Origin of the sequence: Paraburkholderia sp. SECH2, from assembly GCF_030464795.1 — a bacterium.
Taxonomy (GTDB): Bacteria; Pseudomonadota; Gammaproteobacteria; order Burkholderiales; family Burkholderiaceae; genus Paraburkholderia; species Paraburkholderia aspalathi.
Genome location: NZ_JALPRH010000002.1, coordinates 289946 through 308834 on the forward strand (window position 1 = coordinate 289946; position 18889 = coordinate 308834).

19 protein-coding genes and 1 tRNA gene are annotated in these 18889 nt (G+C 62.8%); 8 read left to right on the forward strand and 12 right to left on the reverse strand.

Features of this window, described 5'->3' with window-relative positions; all coding sequences use genetic code 11:
* Positions 1-15 precede the first annotated feature (15 nt).
* Genes nusB through ribBA form a run of 3 tightly spaced genes read right to left on the reverse strand, consistent with a single transcriptional unit; the run spans position 16 to position 2140 of the window.
* Positions 16-450 (reverse strand): transcription antitermination factor NusB, encoded by a 435-nt coding sequence (gene nusB, locus M0D66_RS05685; protein ID WP_028197808.1) that lies wholly within the window; start codon positions 448-450, stop codon positions 16-18.
* Positions 447-953 (reverse strand): 6,7-dimethyl-8-ribityllumazine synthase, encoded by a 507-nt coding sequence (gene ribH, locus M0D66_RS05690; RefSeq protein WP_054037335.1) that lies wholly within the window; start codon positions 951-953, stop codon positions 447-449. The genes nusB and ribH overlap by 4 nt, the downstream gene beginning before the upstream one ends.
* Positions 954-1003: 50 nt before the next feature.
* The gene (gene ribBA, locus M0D66_RS05695) at positions 1004-2140 is read right to left on the reverse strand and encodes a bifunctional 3,4-dihydroxy-2-butanone-4-phosphate synthase/GTP cyclohydrolase II (protein WP_054037333.1); all 1137 of its coding nucleotides are present in this window, start codon (positions 2138-2140) and stop codon (positions 1004-1006) included.
* 203 nt (positions 2141-2343) lie between these two features.
* Between ribBA and ilvD the strand changes: the two genes are divergently transcribed.
* Complete coding sequence (gene ilvD / locus M0D66_RS05700; RefSeq protein ID WP_093639014.1) at positions 2344-4206, forward strand: dihydroxy-acid dehydratase; 1863 nt, start codon at positions 2344-2346, stop codon at positions 4204-4206.
* A gap of 89 nt (positions 4207-4295) precedes the next feature.
* Here ilvD and M0D66_RS05705 read toward each other — a convergent pair whose 3' ends face one another.
* From M0D66_RS05705 to M0D66_RS05720, 4 genes are all read right to left on the reverse strand, one after another.
* Complete coding sequence (locus M0D66_RS05705) at positions 4296-4931, reverse strand: riboflavin synthase (RefSeq protein WP_054037332.1); 636 nt, start codon at positions 4929-4931, stop codon at positions 4296-4298.
* A 15-nt stretch (positions 4932-4946) separates the two neighbouring features.
* The gene (gene ribD / locus M0D66_RS05710; protein ID WP_093639020.1) at positions 4947-6116 is read right to left on the reverse strand and encodes a bifunctional diaminohydroxyphosphoribosylaminopyrimidine deaminase/5-amino-6-(5-phosphoribosylamino)uracil reductase RibD; all 1170 of its coding nucleotides are present in this window, start codon (positions 6114-6116) and stop codon (positions 4947-4949) included.
* A gap of 70 nt (positions 6117-6186) precedes the next feature.
* A complete protein-coding gene (gene hemL, locus M0D66_RS05715) occupies positions 6187-7470 on the reverse strand; it encodes a glutamate-1-semialdehyde 2,1-aminomutase (RefSeq protein WP_200618095.1) in 1284 nt (427 codons plus the stop codon).
* A gap of 91 nt (positions 7471-7561) precedes the next feature.
* On the reverse strand, positions 7562-8059 hold the full coding sequence (locus tag M0D66_RS05720; protein WP_266209309.1) for a hypothetical protein: 498 nt from the start codon (positions 8057-8059) through the stop codon (positions 7562-7564).
* Between the two features lie 249 nt (positions 8060-8308).
* Between M0D66_RS05720 and M0D66_RS05725 the strand changes: the two genes are divergently transcribed.
* From M0D66_RS05725 to M0D66_RS05735, 3 genes are all read left to right on the forward strand, one after another.
* Positions 8309-9529 carry a Bcr/CflA family multidrug efflux MFS transporter gene (locus tag M0D66_RS05725; protein WP_054037418.1) on the forward strand — a complete coding sequence of 407 codons (1221 nt, stop codon included), beginning with the start codon at positions 8309-8311 and terminating at the stop codon, positions 9527-9529.
* 188 nt (positions 9530-9717) lie between these two features.
* Entirely contained in the window at positions 9718-9948 is a 231-nt protein-coding gene (locus tag M0D66_RS05730; RefSeq protein ID WP_054037416.1) for a hypothetical protein, read from the forward strand.
* A gap of 87 nt (positions 9949-10035) precedes the next feature.
* Positions 10036-10440 carry a RidA family protein gene (locus M0D66_RS05735; RefSeq protein ID WP_266209310.1) on the forward strand — a complete coding sequence of 135 codons (405 nt, stop codon included), beginning with the start codon at positions 10036-10038 and terminating at the stop codon, positions 10438-10440.
* Positions 10441-10478: 38 nt separating this feature from the next.
* Here M0D66_RS05735 and M0D66_RS05740 read toward each other — a convergent pair whose 3' ends face one another.
* The 5 genes from M0D66_RS05740 to rph all read right to left on the reverse strand — a co-directional run bounded on the left by M0D66_RS05740 (position 10479) and on the right by rph (position 14205).
* Positions 10479-10937, reverse strand: a complete 459-nt coding sequence (locus M0D66_RS05740) for a hypothetical protein (protein ID WP_266209311.1) — start codon at positions 10935-10937, stop codon at positions 10479-10481.
* Positions 10938-11453: 516 nt separating this feature from the next.
* Positions 11454-11543: transfer RNA gene (locus tag M0D66_RS05745), tRNA-Ser, on the reverse strand.
* A 55-nt stretch (positions 11544-11598) separates the two neighbouring features.
* A complete protein-coding gene (hemW, locus tag M0D66_RS05750; protein WP_266209312.1) occupies positions 11599-12828 on the reverse strand; it encodes a radical SAM family heme chaperone HemW in 1230 nt (409 codons plus the stop codon).
* Positions 12825-13472, reverse strand: a complete 648-nt coding sequence (rdgB, locus tag M0D66_RS05755) for an RdgB/HAM1 family non-canonical purine NTP pyrophosphatase (RefSeq protein ID WP_200650548.1) — start codon at positions 13470-13472, stop codon at positions 12825-12827. The genes hemW and rdgB overlap by 4 nt, the downstream gene beginning before the upstream one ends.
* On the reverse strand, positions 13465-14205 hold the full coding sequence (rph, locus tag M0D66_RS05760; RefSeq protein ID WP_054037414.1) for a ribonuclease PH: 741 nt from the start codon (positions 14203-14205) through the stop codon (positions 13465-13467). Before rph ends, rdgB begins: the two co-directional genes overlap by 8 nt.
* A 256-nt stretch (positions 14206-14461) precedes the next feature.
* Between rph and M0D66_RS05765 the strand changes: the two genes are divergently transcribed.
* The 4 genes from M0D66_RS05765 (at position 14462) to M0D66_RS05780 (ending at position 18794) form a co-directional block, all read left to right on the forward strand.
* On the forward strand, positions 14462-15385 hold the full coding sequence (locus tag M0D66_RS05765) for a YicC/YloC family endoribonuclease (RefSeq protein WP_200618113.1): 924 nt from the start codon (positions 14462-14464) through the stop codon (positions 15383-15385).
* Positions 15386-15403: 18 nt separating this feature from the next.
* Positions 15404-16084: a guanylate kinase gene (gene gmk / locus M0D66_RS05770; protein WP_093639047.1), complete on the forward strand. Its 681-nt coding sequence runs from the start codon at positions 15404-15406 to the stop codon at positions 16082-16084.
* 60 nt (positions 16085-16144) lie between these two features.
* Complete coding sequence (gene rpoZ / locus M0D66_RS05775) at positions 16145-16348, forward strand: DNA-directed RNA polymerase subunit omega (protein ID WP_006025620.1); 204 nt, start codon at positions 16145-16147, stop codon at positions 16346-16348.
* Positions 16349-16439: 91 nt separating this feature from the next.
* On the forward strand, positions 16440-18794 hold the full coding sequence (locus tag M0D66_RS05780; protein ID WP_054037314.1) for a bifunctional (p)ppGpp synthetase/guanosine-3',5'-bis(diphosphate) 3'-pyrophosphohydrolase: 2355 nt from the start codon (positions 16440-16442) through the stop codon (positions 18792-18794).
* Positions 18795-18889: the final 95 nt, after the last annotated feature.

Sequence of the window (18889 nt, forward strand, 5' to 3'; positions counted from 1 at the left end):
CGCCCCGCCTCAAGCTCAATGCTTGCGAGCCGCCTGCGTTTCGGCAGCGCGCAATTGCGCCGACAGCTTGTCCAGCACGCCGTTCACGTACTTATAGCCGTCCGCGCCGCCAAACGTCTTGGCGAGTTCGACTGCTTCATTGATGACCACGCGATAGGGGATATCGAGGTGATTCTTCAACTCGAAAGCGGCGACCAGCAGCACGGCGCGTTCGACCGGCGAAAGCTGATCGATCGGGCGGTCGAGGCACGGTGCGATATCGGCGGAGAGTGCTTCCGAATCGCGGATCACGCCGTGCAGGATGGCGTCCAGATGTTCGTGGTCGGCCTTGTCGAAGCCCTGCGCGCCGCGCAGTTGCGCGTCGATTTCACCGCCGGGCGAGCCCGACAGCAGCCACTGGTAAAGCCCCTGCGTGGCCAGTTCGCGGGAGCGTCGGCGTGCGCTCTTCATGCCTCTTCCTCTTCTTCGTCTTCTTCCTCGTCGTCACCGCCGAGCTGCTCGAGCGCGACCGAGAGGTTCGCCATTTCGACGGCCACGCGCGCTGCGTCACGACCCTTCTCGGTCATGCGCGCGACGGCTTGTTCGTCGTTTTCGGTGGTCAGCACGGCGTTCGCAACCGGAATGCCGAAGTCGAGGCCGATGCGGGTGATGCCCGCACCGCTTTCGTTCGACACCAGTTCGAAGTGGTACGTCTCGCCGCGAATCACCGCGCCCAGCGCGATCAGTGCGTCGAATTGCGCGCTTTCGGCGAGCTTTTGCAGCGCCAGCGGGATTTCCAACGCGCCCGGCACGGTGACCAGCAGCACGTCTTCGCCGGTCACGCCGAGGCGTTCGAGTTCTTCGATGCACGAATCCGCGAGACCGTTGCAGACGGGCTCGTTAAAACGCGCCTGGACGATGCCGATACGCAGTCCGTCGCCGTCGAGATTCGGTTGGTATTGTCCGATTTCCATGTGAATTCCGTAGTGTTTTGAGTTGGCGCTTAAGCGCGTGAATGGTCGGATCAGCCTTGTTGCGGAGCCTGTGCGGTGCTGCCCGGCATCGGCACGAAGCCGGTGACTTCCAGGCCGTAGCCCGACATGCTGCCCAGCTTGCGCGGGTTCGACAGCACCTGCATCTTGCCGACACCCAGCTCACGCAGGATCTGCGCGCCGATGCCGTACGTCTTGAAGTCGACCGGCCGGCGTTTGAGCGCCTCGGCTTTTTCCTTCGAATCGAACGCCTTGAACACGTCGACCAGATGCTCCTTCGAATCGCCGCAGTTCAGGAGGACGATCACACCGAGGTCGCGCTCGGCGATCTCTTTCATGGCCGCATCCAGTGTCCATGAGTGAGTCGATTTGCCGACTTCGAGCAGGTCCAGCATGGACAGCGGCTCGTGCACGCGCACCAGCGTTTCCTGCTCCGGGTTCGGCGTGCCGCGCACCAGCGCGATATGCGGCTGGCCGCTCGGCTGGTCGAGATACATCACTGCGCGAAATGCGCCGTGCGCGGTTTGCATGGTGCGTTCGCAAATGCGCTCGACGATCGATTCGGTGCGGCTGCGGTAGTGAATCAGATCCGCGATCGTGCCGATCTTCAGATCGTGCTCTTTGGCGAATTCCATCAGGTCCGGCAGGCGCGCCATCGTGCCGTCGTCTTTAATGACTTCGCAGATCACCGCGGCCGGCGTGAGGCCTGCCAGCGCGGTGAAGTCGCAGCCGGCCTCGGTATGGCCGGCGCGCACCAGCACGCCGCCGGGCTGCGCCATGATCGGGAACACGTGTCCCGGCTGCACGATGTGCTCGGCCTTGGTGTCCGGTGCGACCGCCACGGCGATCGTGCGGGCGCGGTCGGCCGCCGAGATGCCCGTGGTCACGCCTTCGGCTGCTTCGATACTGACGGTGAACGCCGTGCCGTACTGCGTGCCGTTGCGATAAGTCATGAGCGGCAGGTTCAGCAGCTTGCAGCGTTCCTGCGTGAGCGTCAGACAAATCAGGCCGCGGCCGTAGCGGGCCATGAAGTTGATCGCTTCCGGCGTGACGAATTCGGCGGCGATTACGAGGTCGCCCTCGTTTTCGCGGTCTTCTTCGTCGACGAGGATCACCATCCGGCCTGCTTTCAGTTCGGCAATGATCTCTTGAGTGGAGGCGAGCGTCATGTTGGCGGAGTTTTTCGAAGAAAGCGCGTATTTTACGCCACGCGCGCCCTCAAGTCGCCTGGGCCGGATGGCATAGGCCGTTTGGCGAGGCACTTAGGGCTGTCCGGCGGCGGTTTGACAGGGCGGCGTTGCTATAATTCGCCGCGCCCGCGAAGGCCGCCTCCAGAAAACAACTTGCCCGCTAAACCCGTTCGAGAAAGATCATGCCGCACTATCGCTCACGCACATCGACTCATGGCCGCAACATGGCCGGCGCCCGCGCCCTGTGGCGCGCTACCGGAATGAAAGACGACGATTTCGGCAAGCCGATCATCGCGGTGGTGAACTCGTTCACCCAGTTCGTGCCGGGCCATGTACATCTGCGTGACCTGGGCGCACTGGTCGCGAAGGAAATTGAAGCAGCCGGCGGTGTGGCCAAGGAATTCAACACCATCGCGGTGGACGACGGCATTGCCATGGGCCACGGCGGCATGCTGTATTCGCTGCCCTCGCGCGAGCTGATCGCCGACTCGGTGGAATACATGGTCAACGCGCACTGCGCCGACGCCATGGTCTGCATTTCCAATTGCGACAAGATCACCCCGGGCATGCTGATGGCCGCCATGCGCCTGAACATTCCAGTTGTGTTCGTGTCCGGCGGTCCGATGGAAGCGGGCAAGGTCAAATCGCCCACCGATGGCCAGGTGATCGCCAAGATCGACCTGATCGACGCGATGATCAAGGCGGCGGACCCCAAGATCAGCGACGCTGAAGTGGCCGAAGTCGAGCGCAGCGCCTGTCCGACGTGCGGTTCCTGCTCGGGCATGTTCACCGCGAACTCGATGAATTGCCTGACCGAGGCGATTGGTCTCGCGTTGCCGGGCAACGGCACGATCGTCGCCACGCATGCATGGCGTAAGGGCCTGTTCGAACAGGCCGGCCGCCTCGTGGTGGACCTGTGCCGCCGCTACTATCAGGAAGAAGACGCGTCGGTCCTGCCGCGCAGCATCGCCACCAAGCAGGCATTCGAGAACGCCATGGCGCTCGACGTGGCGATGGGCGGTTCGACCAATACCGTGCTGCACCTGCTGGCCGCCGCGCAGGAAGCCGGCGTCGATTTCACGATGTCCGACATCGACCGCATCTCGCGCAAAGTGCCGTGCCTGTGCAAAGCGGCGCCCGCCACCGACAAATACCATATCGAAGACGTGCACCGCGCCGGCGGCATCCTCGGCATTCTCGGTGAATTGGCCCGCGCGGATCTGCTGGACCTGTCGTGCGGCAACGTGCATAGCGGCACGCTGGGCAATGCCATCGCCAAATGGGACGTCGCCGGTGGCGCGGGTGAAGAAGCGCAGAAGTTCTTCCGTGCGGCCCCGGGCGGCATTCCGACTACCGTCGCGTTCAGCCAGGAAGCCACGTTCGCGTCGCTGGATACCGACCGCAAGACCGGCTGTATCCGCAGCAAGCAGGACGCGTATTCGAAAGACGGCGGCCTCGCCGTGCTCTACGGCAACCTCGCGGAGAAGGGCTGCATCGTCAAGACCGCGGGTGTCGACGAATCGCAATGGATCTTCTCCGGGCGCGCGCGCGTCTTCGAGAGCCAGGACGACGCTGTCGACGCCATTCTGGGCGACAAGGTCGTAGCGGGTGACGTGGTCGTGATCCGTTACGAAGGTCCCAAGGGCGGTCCGGGCATGCAGGAAATGCTGTACCCCACGTCGTATCTGAAGTCCAAGGGTCTGGGCAAGACCTGTGCGCTGTTCACCGACGGCCGTTTCTCCGGCGGTTCGTCAGGGCTCGTGATCGGGCACGCGTCGCCGGAAGCAGCCGAAGGCGGCACGATCGGTCTGGTGGAAGATGGCGATGTGATCGAGATCGACATTCCCAAGCGCAAGATGCATCTGGTGGTGTCAGACGACGAATTGGCGCGCCGTCGCGAGGCCATGGAGGCTCGTGGTGATAAGGCGTGGATGCCGGTGGATCGTGAACGTGTGGTGTCGCAGGCGTTGCAGGCCTATGCGGCGCTGGCGACTTCCGCGGACCGTGGCGCGGTGCGGGATCTCTCGCAATTGAAGCGCAAGTAAGGCGTAGTTGACGCTTGGCTGACCGGCTCGCTGAGATAGGAGCCGTGAGGCTGGGCGGCGTCCGCAACGGACGCCGCCCGTCAATCCGATTACTTCAAAGGCTGCTGTCCGTCCTGCGATGCCGACAGCATCCGCTCCACATACCGCGCGATCAGATCGATCTCCAGATTCACCTGCGAACCCTCGCGCAGATTCTTCAGCGACGTCACCTGCACCGTGTGAGGAATCAGGTTGATCGAGAATTCGCAGCCGTCGTCGCGGTCCTGAACCGAGTTGACCGTCAGGCTCACGCCGTTGACTGTGATCGAGCCTTTGTAAGCCAGATAGCGGCCGATCTCGCGCGGAGCGAGCACGCGCAATTCATGCGATTCGCCGACCGGCGCGAAACGCGTGACCGTGCCGAGACCGTCCACATGGCCGGAGACGATATGGCCGCCGAGCCGGTCGTGTGCACGGAGCGCCTTCTCGAGATTGACTTCGCCCGGCTCGCCGAGACCGACGGTGCAATTCAGGCTTTCGCGCGACACGTCCACTTCGAATGAATGCGCGGCTTTTTCCACCACCGTCATGCAGGCGCCCTGGATCGTGATGCTGTCGCCGAGCTGCACGTCTTCGAGATCGAGGCCGCCGGCTTCGACGTTCAGGCGCACACCCGCGTCGCCATCCGTGCCGAGGGGTTTGACTGATTCGATGCGGCCCACCGCCGCGACGATTCCTGTAAACATCGTGCTAATCCTTGATCAATTCGAAGTTGGTTGGGGTGCGGGCTCGGTGCCGGTTTCGGGTGCCGGATCCGGCACGGCGCGGGGCACGAAGCGAGCAAGAATCCGCAGATCGTCGCCGATCCGGTCGACTGCGTGGAAGTTCAGTTGCGTGCGGCCGTCGAGCGTTTCGGGCGCGTTCAGATTGAACATGCTCATCGAGTCTACGCCAAGCAGGCTGGGCGCGAGATAGACCAGCAGTTCGTCGACGCAGCCTTCGCGCAGCAGTGAACCGTTGAGCTTGTAGCCCGCTTCGACGTGCAGTTCGTTGACGTTACGCTCGCCGAGTATTTTCAGCATGGCGGGCAAATCGACCTTGCCGGACGCGTTCGCCAGTTGCACGATCTCCGCGCCGCGATCGCGCAGTGCGGCGGCTCGCTCGGTGTGACGCTCGTCGAGATTGCCGCAGAAAATCAGCGTGGGTGCGCCGGCCAGAATCTGCGCGTCAGGCGGCACGTCGAGCTGGCTGTCGATCAGCACGCGTTGCGGCTGGCGCGGCGTGTCGACGGCACGCACGGTCATGCGCGGATCGTCTTCCCTGACGGTGCCGATGCCCGTCAGAATCGCCGACGCACGGGCGCGCCACGCATGACCGTCGGCGCGTGCCGCTTCGCCGGTAATCCATTGACTGACGCCCGACGGCAAGCCGGTGCGGCCATCCAGCGACGCGGCCACTTTCATGCGCACCCATGGGCGGCCGCGCGTCATGCGCGACACGAAGCCGATGTTCAGTTCGTGCGCTTCGTTGGCGAGCAGTCCGCAACGTACTTCAATGCCGGCGTCGCGCAGCATTTTGAGGCCACGCCCGGAGACTTGCGGATTCGGGTCTTCCATCGCCGCGACCACGCGCTCGACCTGCGCCTCGATCAGCGCGTTGGCGCACGGCGGTGTGCGGCCGAAATGGCTGCATGGTTCGAGCGTCACGTAGGCCGTGGCGCCGCGCAGATCATGGCCGCGCGAGCGCGCGTCCTTCAACGCGCGAACCTCGGCATGATCCTGACCGGCCGGTTGCGTGAAGCCTTCGCCGATCACCTCGCCGTTCTTGACGAGCACGCAACCGACGCGCGGATTCGGGTCGGTCGTGTACATGCCGCGCTTGGCTAGCGCGAGCGCGCGTTCCATATGGACGAAGTCGGTTTGCGAAAACATCGGTGTCCGGTCGGGTACGGTGGCTAGGCAGTATTGAACCTGGGGTCAGGGGTTGCGTGTCTTACCGGCTTCAGGCCGCGAGCGAGGCGAACGCGCCGCGCGCCGCGTCGATTGTCGCGTCGATAATCGCGTCGTCGTGCACGATCGACACGAAGCCCGCTTCATAGGCCGACGGCGCGAAGTACACGCCCGCGTCGAGCATTTTGTGGAAGAACGCATTGAAGCGCGGCACGTCGCTCTTCGTGACTTCTGCAAAGCTGGTCGGGACCGACTCGGTGAAGTACAGGCCGAACATGCCGCCGAGCGAATCGGCCGCGAACGGCACCTTCGCTTCACGCGCGACATTGGCGAGACCTTGCGCAAGACGCGTGGTGCGGGCGGCGAGCGTGTCGTAGAAGCCGGGCGCCTGGATCAGTTGCAGCGTCTTCAGACCCGCGGCGACCGCGATCGGATTGCCCGACAACGTGCCCGCCTGGTAGACGCCGCCGAGCGGCGCGAGGTGAGCCATGATGTCGCGCCGGCCGCCGAAGGCCGCCGCCGGCATGCCGCCGCCGATCACCTTGCCCAGACACGTCAGGTCCGGCGTGATGCCGTAGACCTCTTGCGCGCCGCCCAGGGCGACGCGGAAACCGCACATCACTTCGTCGAAAATCAGCACTGAGCCGTACTCAGTGCACAGGCGCCGCAAGGCTTGCAGGAATTCAGGCGTGGCGCGCACGAGGTTCATGTTGCCTGCCACCGGCTCGACGATCACCGAGGCGATCTCGTTGCCGAACGCCTTGAACGCTTCTTCGAGTTCCGCGACGTTGTTGTACTCGAGCACTGTGGTGTGCTTGGCGATATCGGCTGGTACGCCCGCCGAAGTCGGATTGCCGAACGTGAGCAGGCCCGAGCCGGCTTTGACCAGCAGGCTATCCGCGTGACCGTGATAGCAGCCTTCGAACTTGACGATGCGGCTGCGGTTCGTGAAGCCGCGCGCGAGACGCAGCGCGCTCATGGTCGCTTCGGTGCCGCTCGAGACCATGCGAACCTGTTCGATCGACGGGACCAGTTTGCAGATTTCTTCGGCGATTTCGATTTCGGATTCTGTCGGCGCGCCGAACGAGAAGCCGTTAGCCAGCACGCGCTGAACGGCTTCCAGCACTTCGGGATGGACGTGGCCGAGGATCATCGGGCCCCATGAGCCGATGTAATCGATATAGCGTTGGCCGTCCGCGTCCCAGAAGTACGCTCCTTCGGCGCGCTCGATGAAGCGCGGCGTGCCGCCTACCGAACGGAAGGCGCGGACCGGCGAGTTCACGCCGCCGGGGATGGTGCGCTGCGCGCGTTCGAAGAGGGTCTGATTATTGGACATGGCGATGGCTGGAATTTGGGTTGCGCAGCGGCGCGGGTAGCCTGGAGGCGGCTGGCGCGGCGCTGGGATGAGTACAGAAATTGTACCGGAGTCAGCGTGAAGAGGTTTTGGGTTCGCCCATGCCGGCGGATGTGTCGAGCTTTGGCGGCTTGCGCTTGCCTGTGAGTTCGGCCCAGCGCTTCTCCAGCGCGCCTTCCGCCATGGGCTTGATCACGGTGCCTGAACTCTGCGCGTCCCATGTCTGCACCGAAAACGGATGCGTACGCAACATCTCGCGTGGAATCACGACACCCTCGTGTGCGTCGACCACCCAGTCGTACACGAAGTCGATGCACAACCGGTAGCCGCGCTTCGTCGCCGGGTCGGGGACCTCGTACGGCGCGCGCGTTACGTAGCCCGAGCCGAAAATGCCCTTGGGTTCCTGCGCGACACGGTGCAGGAACACGCGGTCGCCCGGCAGGATGCTGCGGGCAAATCCGCAACCCCACACATCAGCCACCGCTACGCCTGCGGCGACACGTTTCGCCACGCCGGGTAACTCGGGCCACGGCCATTTCTTGGGGCTCCAGATCAACAGGAAGGCAGTCATGACAAGGTCGGAACAGGGCAGTGTGGAAGGCGTAGCGGACAGGTTTGTGTCACGCCCCGAAGCGTTCTGGCGGCAGCTTAACCGATCGACGGCGCGCTTGTCGCGGAGCATGAACGGCCCGTGATCATTCGAACCTGGACGCCTCGGACGGTTTGGCTGTCGCGTACAATCGAGGTCGTCAAGCTGCTGCTTTCCCTGTTTCACCGTGTGTCGCTGCCGATAAAGGCGCGGCGCTTCATCTGGATTCCCATGTCTCACGTCACCCGAAGCCGGCCCGATGGCCGGCTGATTCTGTTGCTCGGTGCGCTTGCCGCATGCGGGCCGATTTCGATCGATATGTATTTGCCGAGCCTGCCGACTATTTCGCAGGCATTCGCCATCAGCAACGGCGCCGCGCAAACCACGCTTACCAGCTTCATGTTCGGCTTTTCGATCGGCATGCTGCTCTATGGTCCGTTGTCGGATACCTATGGCCGCCGGCCCGTGCTGCTCGGCGGCATCATCATGTATGCGCTGGCAAGCGTGGCCTGTGCGCTGTCGTTTTCGATCGGATCGCTGGTGATATTCCGCTTCGTGCAGGCGCTCGGCGCGGGCGCGGCCTCGGTGCTGGCGCGCGCGATTGCCCGCGACGCGCACGGGCCGACCGATGCCGCGCGTGTGCTGTCGATGCTCGCCATCGTCACGTCGATCGGGCCGTTGCTCGCGCCGCTGATCGGCGGGCAGTTGCTGTTGCTCGGCGGCTGGCGTGTTGTCTTTGTCGTGCTGACGCTGTTCGGTACGGTGTGCGCGGTGACTGCATTTCTCAAGGTGCCGGAAACGTGGCCGCCCGAAAAGCGTGCGCATTCAGCGCTGCTGAAATCGTTCGGCGCCTATGGCAAATTGCTGCGCGATCCGGTCGCGTGGGGGCACATGCTGTGCGGCGGCATGGCGTTCGCGTCGATGTTCGCGTACATCACGGCGACGCCGTTCGTGTACATCGAATATTTCCATGTATCGGCGCAGCACTATGGCTTTCTGTTCGCGTTGAATATCGTCGGCATCATGTTCGGCAACTTGATGAATACGCGTCTCGTCGGCAGGCTCGGTTCGCTGCCGATCATTTCGTTCGCCGCGACCGTGAGTTGCATTGCGTCGCTGTTCGTCTGTCTCGTCTCGCTGACGGGGTGGGGCGGTTTGTGGTCGATCGTTTTCGGATTGTTCTTCGTGGTTGGCGTGGTGGGCTTGTTGTCCGCTAACTGCACGACCGATCTTATGCATCGGTATCCGTTGAATGCCGGCGCCGCCGCCGCTGTGTTCGGCGCGGTGCAGTTGGCGCTCGGCGCGTTGGCGAGCCTCGCCGTTGGACTCTGGCAGGATGGCTCGCCCAAGGGTATGGGCATCGTCGTGGGCGTCGCGGGCGTGCTGTGTTACGTCGGGCGGATTCTGGTAGTCAAATGGCACGGGATGAAGGTACCTGTCGCTGCTGTTTGACGGCATCGCGAGCAGGCATTCTTCGCTGAACGCGGATCATTGTTCCTTTGCCGAAACGCGCGGCATGCTTGCTTCTTCATCCTGTGCGAACAACGTGTCTACGGAAAACACCAGGTGTTGCGTGCGCGCGACCGTGCGTTTTGATTTGCGTTGCTATGATGGAGTCACTGTTCCTCGGAGCGGCAATCATGGCGATCAGAGATTTGATGAATGGCGAACGGCAACATGCTGCCTTCGCTGAAGCGCAGAAGCTGGCAGACAGCGGCGCCTATCACGATTACACAGACATCGAATACGTCTTGCGCTTTGATTACGGTTTGTCTGATGTATCGGCGCTGCTCGACAGTCAGCTGATGCATCGCGACCTGAATCGCCGTTGCGCCGATGCGCGTGAGAAGCTGGATGCGCTTAGCGTGTGACGCGTCTGACGTGGGCGGTGAGCGGCATGCAGCGTCCCGTGCATAGTCACGCGCCACCAAGGCGCCATCCACTTTGGAGTTGCATTCATGGCTGTTAGCCAGCACGACACGCATCTGCCGCACATGGACAATCCCGCTGGTTTGGCGAAGCCGGGTGGCCATTACAGCCACGTTGCGATTGCGAATGGTTTTGTATTCGTCTCGGGACAGTTGCCGATCAACGCACAGGGCGAGAAGCTTGCTGACGCCTCGTTCGAGGTCCAGGCCGAGCAGGTATTGGCGAATGTTCAGGCTGCGCTCGAAGGCGCCGGCAGCAGCATTGCGCAACTGGTGCAGGTGCGCGTCTATATCGCCGATGTCGAACACTGGGCGAGCTTCAATCAGATCTACGCGCGTTGGGCAGGTGAGGCACGGCCGGCGCGGGCCGTCGTGCCGGTTCCACACCTGCATTACGGGTTGAAGGTCGAGGTCGAGGCGACCGCGCTGGTTTAAGTCGTGGCCTGATTCGTTGCGATGCGAGGCGTTGCGACTCAGTGAATGATGAGCCCGTTGAACTGGGCATTACCCACACCGGACGCGATATTCACGCCGACATTGCCGCTTACCGCCGCTAGTGAGCCAGCACCGAGTTTGGCGGAGGTGCTGCCCGTCACTTGCGCGACGGCATGCACATTCTGTTGCGAGGTGACCGAGGCTTGCGGTGTGGTGATGAGGATGATCTGGTTGGACTGAGCATTCAGCGCACCGGCTGAGACGTTCACGCCGATGTTGCCGCTCGCGCCTTTCAGCGTATTGGCGCCCAGGGTAGCGGCAGAGGCGCCAACTTTCGCGCTGCCGCCGATGTCCTGCAGATTCGACAGCCTGGCCGAGCCGAATACCGCTGCGCTATCGTCGTCGGACAGCGCCGTTGACGTGCCGGCAAGCGCGGACGATGCGCCCGCGCTCGCGGCAACCCAAATTAGTGCACAGGCTAAAGTACTGACTTTCATGAGCAGCTCCCTGGCGTGCTGAGGGCACAGATAGTCTTGATATCGACCATGGGAGCGAGATGTTGAGAGAGGGGTTCCCCTTAATGCGGGTGGTGCCGAGAGATTGACCGATACGAACTTGGCCAGGAATGAACTCAGCAATTACCACCGCCCGCGGCCACCGTAATAACCGCCGACGCCAACACCCACGCTGACGCTCGGGGCGGCGTAGTAGCCGGGCGCATATCCGTATGCCGGGTAGCCATAGGGCGGTGCAACGACACACCCGGTAAGGCCCACTGCGAAACCTATCGTTAACAGTAATTTGAGCATGGTTCCTCCCTTGTCATGAGTTGGAGGAGCCGGGCGCCGCGTTCGTTCGGGCTAGCTTGTGACGGCAAATTACGCAGCCTCGGTGCTAGCGGGTTTTATTTACAGTTGCTTACCCGTTCGACACATTGGACATTTGCCGATCGGCGGGTTCTTTGATGTGCAGAAATGAAAAACGGGCCGATCGGCCCGTATTCATTGATTGTCTGGCGGAGGCGGTGAGATTCGAACTCACGGAAGGATCACTCCTTCGCCGGTTTTCAAGACCGGTGCCTTAAACCGCTCGGCCACACCTCCAAGCCCTAAATTGTAACCTGAAAAATCCTCGTTGCGGCGCTCGGCGGAGCTGCAATCACTGCGGATCTTTCAGAAACAGCGCCTGCAGATCGTTCAGGAAGGCTTGGCCAAGCGGCGTCGGCGCGATCTTTTCGTGGTCGCGCGTAATCAGCTTGCGCCGTTCCGCCTCTTGCAAAGCCGGTTCGATGGAGGTCATCGAGAGCCCTGTGCGCTCGATAAAGCGATGCACCGGAAATCCTTCCACCAGCCGCAGCGCGTTCAGCATGAACTCGAACGGCAGATCGCGCGGCCCGACCTCGTTCTCTTCCTGCACTGCCGTGCCGGCCAACGCTCGCTCAATGAAGGTAGTGGGGTGCTTGTAGCGCACCTGACGCAGCACCCGGTTCGGAAACGACAGTTTGGTATGCGCACCCGCGCCGATGCCGAGATAGTCGCCGAAGCGCCAGTAATTCAGATTGTGCTTGCTCTGCCGATGCGGCTGCGCATACGCGGACACTTCGTAGCGTTCGTAGCCGGCGGCCGTCGTGCGTTCGTGAATCCAGTCTTGCATGTCGGCGGACGCATCGTCGTCGGGGAGCGCAGGCGGGAATTTCGCAAACAGCGTGTTCGGTTCCAGCGTCAGGTGATACAGCGACAAATGCGGCGGCGCGAACGACAAGGCCGTCTCCACATCCGCCTGACACTCCGCGAGCGTCTGCTGCGGCAGCGCGAACATCAGATCGAGGTTGAAGTTGTCGAAGGTGTTTGCGGCCACTTCCACCGCGTGGCGCGCCTGCGTCGCGTCGTGAATCCGGCCGAGCGCCTTCAGATGCGCTTCATTGAAGCTCTGGATGCCCACCGACAGGCGATTCACGCCGCTCGCGCGAAACTGCGCGAACTTGGCCGCTTCGAACGTACCAGGGTTGGCTTCGAGCGTGATTTCCGCGTCGGCGTCGAGCGGCAGCAATGCGCGGATGTCGGACAGCATGCGGTCGAGCCCCGCCGCCGACAGCAAGCTGGGCGTGCCGCCGCCGATGAACACGGTATGCACCTGGCGCCCCCACACGAGCGGCAACGCCATCTCGAGATCGGCGCGCAGCGCGTCGAGATACTCGGTCTCCGGAAACGTGTCGCCTTTCCATTCGTGCGAGTTGAAATCGCAGTACGGGCATTTGCGCACGCACCAGGGAAAGTGCACGTACAACGCCAAGGGCGGCAACGACGTCAGGCGAATGGCGCCCGGCGACGTGAAGGCCTTGATGACGCCGTTGCCGATATCGGCAGGCGCCGGTTTGATCGGAATCACGCTTCCTCCGTCAAACGCGCGAGCAGGTGGCGCAAGGCAATCGCGCGATGGCTGCTGGCGTTCTTTACCGCCGATTCAAGTTCCGCGGCGCTCGCATTCAGCGACGGCAGGAAGAAGTACGGGTCATAGCCGAAGCCATGCGCGCCGCGCGGCGCATCCAGCATTTCGCCATGCCAGCGGCCTTCGGCAATCAGCGGTTCGGGATCGTCCGCATGACGCACGAGCGCCAGCACGCAGTAGTAATACGCGCGCCGATCGGTTTCACCTTGCAAGGCTGAAACGAGCTGTGCGTTGTTAGCCGCATCGCTCTTTTCACCGCCGGCGAGTTGCGCGTAGCGCGCCGAATAAACGCCAGGCGCGCCGCGCAGCGCGCGTACGCACAAACCGGAATCGTCGGCGAGGGCGGGCAGGCCGGTGAGCTTTGCCGCGTGACGCGCCTTGGTCAGCGCGTTTTCGACGAACGTCGGATACGGCTCTTCCGCTTCCGGCACGTTCAACTCGCCTTGCGGAATCAGGTCAATGCCGGCCGCGCCGAGCAGCGCCGCGAACTCGCGCAGCTTGCCCGCGTTGTTCGACGCCAGCACGACTTTCTTCAACGGCGAGTCAGGCGCAACTGCGACGTTGCCTTGACGAACTTCACTCACTCTTTTGCTCCAGCGCTGCTTTCTGCTTTGCGATCAGCGTGTTGATGCCATCGCTCGCCAGATCGAGCAGCGAATTCATTTCGTCGCGCGAGAAAGGCACGCCTTCAGCCGTGCCCTGAATCTCGACGAAGCCGCCCGCGCCCGTCATCACCACATTCATGTCGGTGTCGCATTGCGAATCTTCGTCGTAGTCGAGATCCAGCACCGGCAGACCGTCGTACACGCCGACCGAAATCGCCGCGACGTAATCGGTAATCGGCGAGCTTTCGATGCGGCCCGTAGCCAGCAATTTGGCCACGGCATCATGCGCCGCCACGAATGCGCCCGTGATGCTGGCCGTGCGCGTGCCGCCGTCGGCCTGGATCACGTCGCAATCGATATGCAGCGTGCGCGCGCCGAGCTTCTCGAGATCGAACACCGAGCGCAGGGCGCGGCCGATCAGGCGCTGGATTTCCTGGGTGCGGCCGGTTTGCTTGCCGCGCGCGGCTTCGCGGTCGCTGCGGGTATGCGTGGCGCGCGGCAGCATGCCGTATTCGGCGGTCAGCCAGCCCTGGCCGCGGTCGCGCAGGAACGACGGCACGCTCTCGGCAATGCTCGCCGTGCAGATCACCTTGGTGTCGCCGAACTCGACCAGCACCGAGCCCTCCGCATGCTTCGTGTAGTGACGCGTGATGCGCACGTCGCGCAGCTGATTGGCCTGGCGGCCGCTGGGGCGTTGGGTGTTGTCGGTCATGTTGGGATTGGTCTGGAAGAAGAGCAGGGGGAAACCGCGATTTTACCGCCGATCGCGTCGGGCGCGGCGCGGCCTGTCGATCGGACGGCCGCCCGCATGTGCCGGGGCTTTGCGCGGGGTAGTACTTCGCGCGTATGAAGCGGCCTTGTCGGTAAAAATGGGATAATACGGATTCTCCGCCCCGCGTCTCGTACACGCCGGGCGATTCGACTCTCCGGCCATCGTCAAACGCATGGCCACAATCGCGAGAAATACGATGATCTACAGCATGACTGGCTATGCGAGCGCCACGCGCGAACTCGTCCCGGCCTCAGGCACAGGCGGCGTGAGCGTATCGGTCGAATTGCGCACGGTGAACTCGCGCTTTCTCGATCTGAACTTCCGGATGCCGGAAGACGTGCGCGTCTGCGAACCGACGTTGCGCGAAATGCTGATGAACAAGCTTTCGCGCGGCAAGGTCGACATCCGTATCAACCTGCAACGCAGCGAACAGTCGGCTAACGCGGGCTCGGTGAATCGCGAGGCGCTGACGCAACTTGCGCTGCTCGAGCGCACGGTGCTGTCGACGTTCCCGGAAGCAGGGCGCCTGCGCACCGGAGAGATTCTGCGCTGGCCGGGCGTGCTGGCCGAAACCGGCGTAGCGCCGGACGTGCTGCGCGATGCGGTGCTCGCATGTGGCAAGCAGGCGATTACCGATCTGATCGACGTGCGTGCCCGCGAAGGCGCGCAACTGGCGGCGGTGCTGCTCGCCAACGTCACCGAGATGGAAACGATCGTCACGAAGATCACGCCGCTCGTGCCGGAGCTGATCGCCAAGCATCAGCAGAAGATCGTTGAACGTCTGCAGGAAGCGCTGGGTATCGCCGCGCCCGACACGACGGCAACGAGCGTCTCGCGCGAAGAAATCAACGAACGGATTCGCCAGGAAGTGACGATGTACGGCATCCGTATCGACATCGCCGAAGAACTGTCGCGCCTCACGGCTCACCTGAACGAAACGCGTCACGTGATCGAGAAGGGCGGCAAGGTCGGCAAGCGGCTCGACTTCATGATGCAGGAACTGAATCGCGAAGCGAACACGCTCGGCTCGAAGGCGGCGGCGAAGGAACTGGCCGATTCGTCGATGACCCTGAAGCTGCTCATCGAACAGATGCGCGAGCAAGTACAGAATCTGGAGTAAGGCAGGAGCCCCGAGAACATGACCGACCACACACGCGAAACCAGCGCACCGCGCAACCCTTACGCCGGTGCTTATCCCGGCAACCTGTTCATGGTGGTCGCGCCTTCGGGCGCGGGCAAGTCGACGCTCGTGAACGCGCTGCTCGCCGGCGACGACGCGATCCGTCTGTCGATTTCGTACACGACGCGCCCGCCGCGCCCGAAGGAGCAGGACGGCGAGCACTATCACTTCACGACGGTCGACGATTTCCTGACCCGTCACGCTGCTGGCGAGTTTCTGGAAAGCGCGGAAGTGCACGGCAACTACTACGCCACTTCGCGCGTGTGGATCGAAGAACAGATGAAAAGCGGCCATGACGTGCTGCTCGAAATCGACTGGCAAGGCGCGCAGCAGGTGAAGAAACAGTTTCACAACGCTGTTGAAATCTTCATCTTGCCGCCGTCCCTGGACGCACTCGAAGAGCGTTTGAAAAAGCGCGGCCAGGACGAACCGAACGTGATCACGCGCCGTCTGCTCGCAGCCGGCAGCGAGATGGCGCACGCGGCCGAAGCGGAGTACGTCGTGATCAACGACAACTTCGAGCGCGCGCTCGGCGAACTGCGCTGCCTCGTGGCGGCGACGCGTTCGCGCTTCGCCTCGCAATACGCCCGTCACACGCAGCTTTTCGTGCAGCTTGGCATTCACCTGCCACACGCGTGAACGCGGCGGCATGTCGAGCACATAAGGTAGAATAAGCAACATACTGAGAAGGAACCCAACATGGCCCGCATTACCGTCGAAGACTGCCTCAAACAGATTCCGAACCGTTTCGAACTCGCGCTTGCCGCAACCTATCGCGCGCGTCAGCTCGCACAAGGTCACACGCCGAAGATCGAAAGCCGCGACAAGCCCACGGTCGTCGCATTGCGTGAAATCGCAGCTGGCCAGGTTGGCGTCGAAATGTTGAAGAAGGTGCCTGTCTAAGGCGCACGCTTCCGTTTTCGATTGCCCCATTGCCATGTAATTGCATCAACGTACAGACCGGCGTCCAACCCTAACCGCTACGGAGGCGAAATTGAGTGCTACCCCGCCCACCGCCACGGAAGTGGAACACGACGCCGATTCGCCCTCGTCTGCACGGAAGTACATCGACGCGGTCCTCGAACAGTCGTTTCGCCATCTGTTCGGGCCGACCGCCACGCCGGAGCAACCGCGCCGGCATGACGTCGTTTCGATCGCCAAGCTGACAGGTGTTCTGTCCGGTTACCTGCAGCCGGAAGAAATCAAGGACATCAAGGCGGCGTTCCATTTCAGCGACGAAGCCCACCTTGGCCAGTATCGCCAGAGCGGCGAGCCCTACATCACGCATCCTGTCGCCGTCGCGGAAATCTGCGCCGGCTGGAATCTCGACGCCCAGTCGATCATGGCGGCGCTGCTGCATGACGTGATGGAAGACCAGGGCGTGACCAAGGCCGAACTCGCCGAGCGATTCGGCGCGAAGGTCGCGGAACTGGTGGACGGGTTGTCGAAGCTGGACAAGATGGAGTTTCGCAATCGCGAAGAGGCGCAAGCGGAAAACTTCCGCAAGATGCTGCTCGCGATGGCGCGCGACGTCCGCGTGATTCTCGTCAAGCTCGCTGACCGGCTGCATAACATGCGCACGCTGGGTGCGGTGCCGCACGAAAAGCGCCGCCGCGTGGCGCGCGAAACGCTGGACATCTACGCACCGATCGCCCACCGGCTTGGCCTGAACAATACCTATCGCGAGCTGCAGGACCTGAGCTTCGCGAACTTCAACCCGCATCGCTACGCCACGCTCGAAAAAGCCGTCAAGGCCGCGCGCGGCAACCGGCGTGAAGTGGTCGGCAAGATTCTGGAGTCGGTGCAGCGCGCGATTGCCGACGCGAAGCTCGACGCCGAAGTCACCGGCCGCGAGAAAACCATCTTCAGTATCTATAAGAAGATGCGCGACAAGCAGTTGTCGTTCTCGCAGGTGCTCGACGTGTACGGCTTCCGCGTGGTGGTCGAAAGCGCGCTCGAGTGCTACACCTGCATCGGTGCGCTGCATGCGCTCTACAAGCCGGTGCCGGGCAAGTTCAAGGATTACATCGCGATCCCGAAGGTGAACGGCTATCAGTCGCTGCACACCACACTGGTTGGCCCGTTCGGCGCGCCGATCGAGTTCCAGGTGCGCACGCGCAAGATGCACGAGATCGCCGAAGCGGGCGTCGCCGCGCACTGGCTGTACAAGAATGGCGGCGCGGATCTGAACGATGTGCAAAAGCGCGCGCACCAGTGGCTGAAGTCGTTGCTGGACATTCAGAGTGAAGCGGGCGATTCGAGCGAATTCCTCGAGCACGTCAAGATTGATCTGTTCCCGGATGCGGTCTACGTGTTTACGCCGAAGTCGAAGATCATGGCGCTGCCGCGCGGCGCCACTGCACTCGACTTCGCGTATTCGATCCACAGCGATCTGGGCAACCAGTGCGTCGCAGTGAAGATCAACAATGAACTCCTGCCGCTGCGTACCGAGCTGAAGAGCGGCGATATCGTCGAAGTCATTACGGCGCCCTATTCGAAGCCGAATCCAGCGTGGCTTGGATTCGTGCGTACCGGCAAGGCGCGTTCGGCGATCCGCCACTACCTGAAGACCATGCGTCTGAACGAGTCCGTGCAGCTCGGCGAGCGTCTCGTCGACCAGGCGCTGAAGGGCTATGGGCTGGCGCTGTCGGACGTCACGCCTGAGGCGTGGGAAAAGCTGGTGCAGTGGACGGGCAATAAGAACCGTCAGGAAATCTTCGCGGATATCGGCCTCGGCCGCCGTGTCGCTGCGGTCATGGCCAAGCGCATCGAAGTGCTGATGAGCGGCCGCGATGCCGACGACGACGGTTCGCGCGACGGCACAGCATCGCATGCGCCGCCGGTCGTGATCACCGGTACTGAAGGCATGTCGGTGCAACTGTCCGCGTGCTGCCGTCCGATTCCGGGCGACGACATCATGGGCTACATCGGCATCGGCCTCGGCATGGCGATCCACACCACGGACTGCCGCGTTGCGCAGCGTATCCATCGCCGCGATCCAGGCCGCTGGATCGATGTGGCGTGGGCGCCGCAGCCGGGGCGTCTGTTCGACGTCGCGGTGAAGGTGCTGGTCAAGAACACCAAGGGCGTATTCGCCCGCGTGGCCGCCGATATCACATCGGCGGATGCGAACATCGTCCACATCGCGATGGACGAAGACCTGTCGCAGGAATCCACGGTGCTGCGCTTTGTGATCCAGGTCAGCGATCGCGTCCATCTCGCCAACGTCATGCGCCGCGTGCGTACGAATCCGGACGTGATGCGTATTGCGCGCGAGCGGCCGAGCGAGGAAGGGCATCACCGTCACGACGGCGGGATGCGAATCGACCGCGAGCGCGCGGATTACTGATCTGACGGCCGGCTGGGTCCGCTCGACTACACATTGACGTCTGCTTGCCTCGGGCAGCTTCAGGCGGGCTTTGTTCGAATCGGAACGCACCTGCC

What these genes read in the sequence shown, in the direction of transcription:
- nusB (WP_028197808.1), bottom strand. Translation starts at nt 450, where the DNA reads ATGAAGAGCGCACGCCGACGCTCCCGCGAACTGGCCACGCAGGGGCTT.
- ribH (WP_054037335.1), bottom strand. Translation starts at nt 953, where the DNA reads ATGGAAATCGGACAATACCAACCGAATCTCGACGGCGACGGACTGCGT.
- ribBA (WP_054037333.1), bottom strand. Translation starts at nt 2,140, where the DNA reads ATGACGCTCGCCTCCACTCAAGAGATCATTGCCGAACTGAAAGCAGGC.
- ilvD (WP_093639014.1), top strand. Translation starts at nt 2,344, where the DNA reads ATGCCGCACTATCGCTCACGCACATCGACTCATGGCCGCAACATGGCC.
- M0D66_RS05705 (WP_054037332.1), bottom strand. Translation starts at nt 4,931, where the DNA reads ATGTTTACAGGAATCGTCGCGGCGGTGGGCCGCATCGAATCAGTCAAA.
- ribD (WP_093639020.1), bottom strand. Translation starts at nt 6,116, where the DNA reads ATGTTTTCGCAAACCGACTTCGTCCATATGGAACGCGCGCTCGCGCTA.
- hemL (WP_200618095.1), bottom strand. Translation starts at nt 7,470, where the DNA reads ATGTCCAATAATCAGACCCTCTTCGAACGCGCGCAGCGCACCATCCCC.
- M0D66_RS05720 (WP_266209309.1), bottom strand. Translation starts at nt 8,059, where the DNA reads ATGACTGCCTTCCTGTTGATCTGGAGCCCCAAGAAATGGCCGTGGCCC.
- M0D66_RS05725 (WP_054037418.1), top strand. Translation starts at nt 8,309, where the DNA reads ATGTCTCACGTCACCCGAAGCCGGCCCGATGGCCGGCTGATTCTGTTG.
- M0D66_RS05730 (WP_054037416.1), top strand. Translation starts at nt 9,718, where the DNA reads ATGGCGATCAGAGATTTGATGAATGGCGAACGGCAACATGCTGCCTTC.
- M0D66_RS05735 (WP_266209310.1), top strand. Translation starts at nt 10,036, where the DNA reads ATGGCTGTTAGCCAGCACGACACGCATCTGCCGCACATGGACAATCCC.
- M0D66_RS05740 (WP_266209311.1), bottom strand. Translation starts at nt 10,937, where the DNA reads ATGAAAGTCAGTACTTTAGCCTGTGCACTAATTTGGGTTGCCGCGAGC.
- rph (WP_054037414.1), bottom strand. Translation starts at nt 14,205, where the DNA reads ATGACCGACAACACCCAACGCCCCAGCGGCCGCCAGGCCAATCAGCTG.
- M0D66_RS05765 (WP_200618113.1), top strand. Translation starts at nt 14,462, where the DNA reads ATGATCTACAGCATGACTGGCTATGCGAGCGCCACGCGCGAACTCGTC.
- gmk (WP_093639047.1), top strand. Translation starts at nt 15,404, where the DNA reads ATGACCGACCACACACGCGAAACCAGCGCACCGCGCAACCCTTACGCC.
- rpoZ (WP_006025620.1), top strand. Translation starts at nt 16,145, where the DNA reads ATGGCCCGCATTACCGTCGAAGACTGCCTCAAACAGATTCCGAACCGT.